This window comes from Catenibacterium sp. co_0103 (assembly GCF_004168205.1).
GTDB classification, from domain to species: Bacteria; Bacillota_I; Bacilli_A; order Erysipelotrichales; family Coprobacillaceae; genus Catenibacterium; species Catenibacterium mitsuoka_A.
Genome location: NZ_RCYB01000120.1, coordinates 1 through 4,934, shown reverse-complemented (window position 1 = coordinate 4,934; position 4,934 = coordinate 1). Strand labels below are relative to the sequence as shown.

The following is a 4,934-nucleotide window of genomic DNA, read 5'->3' as shown; positions in this document are numbered from 1 at the left end:
GGAGCCACAGTGTGACCCCCACAGATTTAAAGGTGCTGTTTCCAAGACCCCCAAATATTTAGAGCGAAGGTCTGACCCCCCACAAAAATTAAAGACCCCTTTAATACAGTCGGTTTTTATTTTACCTTGTAAGGAGATTGATTTATTAATAAGAACATAGAATGACGTTAAATTATTCGTAGTTGCTTGATAGTTGATAGTGCAACTAACGATATTAAGCTATATTTGAAGTGAGGAGGGAAATAAAAATGAAAATTTCATTAATGTTATTAATGGCGCTTATACCTGCACTTATTATCTGGAGTGTCATCATCTATGTCGTTTATTTGCTTATTTTCGCCTTAAGAAAATATATTAAGTCAAAGCCTGTACGTAAAGAAAAAGAGGAGTATGTAAAAACACTAGGAGGTGTGATTAAAAAGCAACGCATGGAATGTCAGATGACTCAGGAATTTGTGGCAGAAACACTTGGTGTATCAAGACAGGCAGTCTCTAAATGGGAAAATGGAGTTTCCCAAACAAAAGGATATTAAGGAATAACCTGTGTTTACCTGCTTGCAGAATACTGGTGTATAAGAGAATGGCACTTGAAATATAGTGTCTTTTTCTATATCTAATAAATTTTCATTAGATAACTGAAAAAGAATAACTGTTCATTTCTAGCGTGATATAATTTATATTATAGAGAACGATAAATTAGAATTTGACGGGGAGGTCTCATGAGGACAGAATATAAACACAATCCGCCCATTCCATATAGTCTGCATGATATGCGAGTCAAAAAGATTATAATTCAAGATCAAACAATAGCACTTGAATTTGAGGACGGATATGAAAAACTTACAGAACCTTTTGAACAGGTCGAGGGAAACATCACAATCGAAGGTGTGGATTTTGATTGTACCTGCGTGATGTTGCAGAGCAAATGGGGAAACTATGGAAAATTCAACGGTGAGAAATTAGAACTGGAACACTTTATAAAGAGATACAAAAACTATAGCTTTGAAATTGTAAATGAATTATATGGGTATAATCAAGTATTGTATTCTGGTTATTTATCTATCTTAGAAACAGAAGATTTAGTTCAAATGGACATTTCAATTTACTTTACGGGCAAAATTATTTACGATACAAAAGAGTAACAAATTCCAGCTTGTAGAACTAAAAATGTGAATTTGTTTGATGTTAGTAATACAAGAATTTGAAGTTTCAGAGGTAAAGATAATTTATATCTTCATATAAAGGGAAATGTAATTGTTAAAATAGCAAAATCAAAAGAAGTTAAAATTAATTTAAAAAGGATGGATGAGAAATGATGTATGGTATTATCGCTGTTGCACTGATATTTATACTTGCTAATTTACCTCAATATATTAGAAAACAGCTAACAGAAAAAATCGCTGATGAAAGCAGTAAAGCTAAAGAAAATTTACAAACTTCACAATTAAATTTTTTAACAAAGATAGAATGGCTTAGATTCTTTCCATTGAAAAAAATTTTACTAGGAGTAATTTGGCTTTTTTGCCTATTTTATGCTGTAAGAGGAGTCTTTATGACTATTAACGATCCTCGTGGTATATTTATATTCCTCACAGTTTTATTTTGGCTCATCACTATTTTTACAGCACGCAAGATATGGCGATATATTAAATTATCTTATCACTGCGTACCTGTATTAAATCATATCAAAACAAAAGAGGAATTAAAGGAATCTCTACAAGGTGAATGTTTTGAAAAAGTATTGTTTGAGCACAATATATTACGAAAATATTTCCCTGTCCTTATTAGTGAAAACTGGGTAGTTATGAACGGTCGTCTTTTTCCAAGACACGGAGTTGAAAAAATATATTATTTACACGAAAGCCCTGTTTGGAATTATGAACAAATTAAGTTTATATATTTTAATGGTGAAGAATATCTATCTCCTAGTGACAAACAAACTGCTGATGAACTTCGTCAAACAGAAATATCAAATTTGCTACATAAAATATGCCCAGTAGTTATTGAAAAAGCAGAGCAAAAAACAAATACATCAAATAAAAAAGATAAATCTATTATTTACTGGAATATGAATTATAAAGGTAAATTTAGAAGAACATTATGGATGATACCTTTTGTCATTATCTTATGCATTTTACTGCCACTATGCTTAGGAAGTTCTTGGATTATATACGATATAATTATGGTTGTAATTTTAATATGGCAGCTTTGGTATACCTATAACAAAATGAAGTTTGAAGAAAAAAACTTAAATGAGATAGATGAAAACAATAATAAAAAATATACGATAGCTATGAAAAATGTTCATATGTACGATTATCTTCTTGCAATAAAAGATGAAACGCATATCTACAAAGCCATCATTGAAGCAGTACCTGATGAAAATGATAGCATGATGATTTGGCTAGATGATTTTAATTTTCCACAAGCAGAGATTGAGGACATAAAAAAAGAAATAGAACTATACTTTAAAGCAAGAAATATTACTTGCATATTCAAAGCCGGTAAAAGAGCATAGACGGAGTGATCCAGACACGGCGGTGGGAAAATCTCTTAGATTTTTCCGCCGTTTTTAGTGGCTGGTTCACTTCGGCAGTTGAGCGAGCTTGCGAGCGAACATCAAGCCCCCGTTATCTAACAGGGGGGGTACTATTACAAAAGACAAGAGCAAAAACAAATACAAAACTGCTGATATGCAACGATTTATAAGGTTATAAGAACTTATTTCACTTCACACCCTATTCTTTCTACCCGACAGGTCTAAAACATCATATCAATAGAAAATAAATATAAGATACAAGGTGTATGCTCCTATGAGTATATGCCTTTTTTGATTGGAGGAATAAGCATGAATGATATAAAATTTATTGAAGCATTAAAGCAAAAGAGAAATGCCTGTGATTATTCGCAATCACGACTGGCACAGGAACTACAAAGCAGCAGGCAGAACCTAAATGAAATTGAAAACGGAAAAACAAAAGCTAGTAAAGAAATGAAACATATACTTCTACATTATCTTGATTATTGTAATTGTACACAGCCTTTCACTTTAACGATTGACTATCTGCGTGTTCGTTTTCCTACCACAGACGCATTGGAAATTATAAAAAATGTACTGGCAATGAAAAGCGAATATTTTATACATGAAGATTACGGAATGTTCGGTTATGAAGAACAGTATATCTATGGGGATATTAGTGTAAATGCTTCTAAAGATAGTTCTATGGGTGTTTTATTGGAATTAAGAGGTGTGGGGTGTCGGAACTTGGAATATGTTTTACAGGCAAGAGGGATAGACTGGTATTGCTTTTTAAGCTGTTGTATAGATTATCAAGGCGTTTTTAAACGTATAGATTTAGCAATCAATGATATGGGCGGATTGCTGGATATAGAAATTCTAAGGGAACGCTATTATGCCAACAAGGTATGGAAACGTTCAAGAACCCATGAAGCAGTAGACAGCGGAAAATTATCGGGTACAAATGGAGATACTGCAAAAACTTTTTATATTGGTTCAAAGAGTAATTCTATTTACTTTTGCTTGTATGAAAAAGAAAAGGAACAAAAAAGCAAGGGCATAAAAACAGACATTAAGAACCGCTTTGAAATTCGTTTGAAAAATGGAAAAGCAGAACAAACGATAGAACAACTTGTTTTTTCAAGAAATCCCGAACAGACCATAGCAAGCCTTATCCTCACACAGATAGATTTTCCCGATTATATTTTATGGGATATATTTTTAGATAATGTAACGACCTCACTTCCGTTTATTATGACGCCTGTTGCTGTCAATATGGATAAAACAAAACGCTGGTTAGAAAGACAGGTCATGCCCTCTTTATTGATGATAAAAGAGATTGAAAAGAAAACAGGAGCAAATTATCTGGAAGAAATCGACAGACATACAAGACTAACAGAAAAGCAGGAATTAAAAATTAAACAAATGACAACAGACATAGCAGATATGATTGAGAATGATACCGCTGTTCCACAAGGGAGTGACGGTATTTTTTAATTTCTTCAAAAAATCTGCAACAAAACATCAACTAGCGTACAGATATGGTGCAAGAAAAGGAAATCTAACTTTTTTTCAAAATTACTCATTAAATCGAGGCTTGCTGTCCCTATATGGAGTGGAAGTTGAGAAAATCTAAACTTTTTTTGAGAAACATGACGGAAATTCATGATTAGTGGACAGTGTTATGCGAAAAGAAGAAAATCTTTTCATTCTCAACTTAACATTTGGTAGTTGCCGTTCCCTATATGGAGCAAAGAAAATCTTTCATTCCATAGTTGGCAGAAACGGTATTGTATAGGTAGTTAGGGTGTGAAAAGAAATTTTTTCATCATCAACTTAGCAGAATGACACTTTCTTTCCCTATATGGTGCAGGAAAAGAGAAAAAGTTTTGAAGATTGGTTACGCTTCTGCTCTTTTCCAACGCGGTATATAGGAAAGACGATTTTCTTCTTTCGTGTTCTTTGATAACTGAATAAAGCAATTCAATACCTTAGACAGACAGCGAGCCGTTGAAACAGATACGCCATGACCTTTCCCCTGCAAAAGCGAGCGATAACCTATCTGTGTTCTTGTAAAAGACTTGTCCTCTTTTATCGCCATGACCTGTTCTGTCTGATAATGATACTCCCGTACAGCCACAGCTTGCGCGTTAAGAGCGTCGCACGCAATGGGTACGGCTACATTGGATAATGCAGAGGTGGAAGTCCTGTGGGCTATGACAAAAGCCGTTGAATTGCTTAGAAACTATTTTTACAGAAAGGGGGTATGTGTTATTGATAATGCTGTAAAAACAATTCAAAAGAAAAATAACAAGCGTGGCATTGGAAACAGAGGAAAGACAAAGATTGTTGTAAAAGAGCATTTTTCTGAAAAGGGAAAGACAATGGAAGAACTTCTGACTGATGTTATGCTTGA

The 4,934-nt window shown here is 33.7% G+C and carries 4 protein-coding genes and 1 pseudogene; all 5 read left to right on the top strand.

Features of this window, described 5'->3' with window-relative positions:
- Nucleotides 1-248: 248 nt before the first annotated feature.
- On the top strand, nucleotides 249-533 hold the full coding sequence (locus EAI80_RS11895; RefSeq protein ID WP_192924060.1) for a helix-turn-helix transcriptional regulator: 285 nt from the start codon (nucleotides 249-251) through the stop codon (nucleotides 531-533).
- Between the two features lie 186 nt (nucleotides 534-719).
- Nucleotides 720-1,142, top strand: a complete 423-nt coding sequence (locus tag EAI80_RS11890) for a hypothetical protein (protein WP_003019499.1) — start codon at nucleotides 720-722, stop codon at nucleotides 1,140-1,142.
- A 170-nt stretch (nucleotides 1,143-1,312) separates the two neighbouring features.
- Nucleotides 1,313-2,518, top strand: coding sequence for a hypothetical protein (locus EAI80_RS11885; protein WP_129982208.1), 1,206 nt, complete (start codon nucleotides 1,313-1,315; stop codon nucleotides 2,516-2,518).
- Between the two features lie 330 nt (nucleotides 2,519-2,848).
- The gene (locus tag EAI80_RS11880; RefSeq protein WP_129982207.1) at nucleotides 2,849-4,015 is read left to right on the top strand and encodes an XRE family transcriptional regulator; all 1,167 of its coding nucleotides are present in this window, start codon (nucleotides 2,849-2,851) and stop codon (nucleotides 4,013-4,015) included.
- 732 nt (nucleotides 4,016-4,747) lie between these two features.
- A pseudogene (locus EAI80_RS11865) lies at nucleotides 4,748-4,934 on the top strand (tRNA wybutosine-synthesizing protein 3-like protein); the annotation flags it as partial.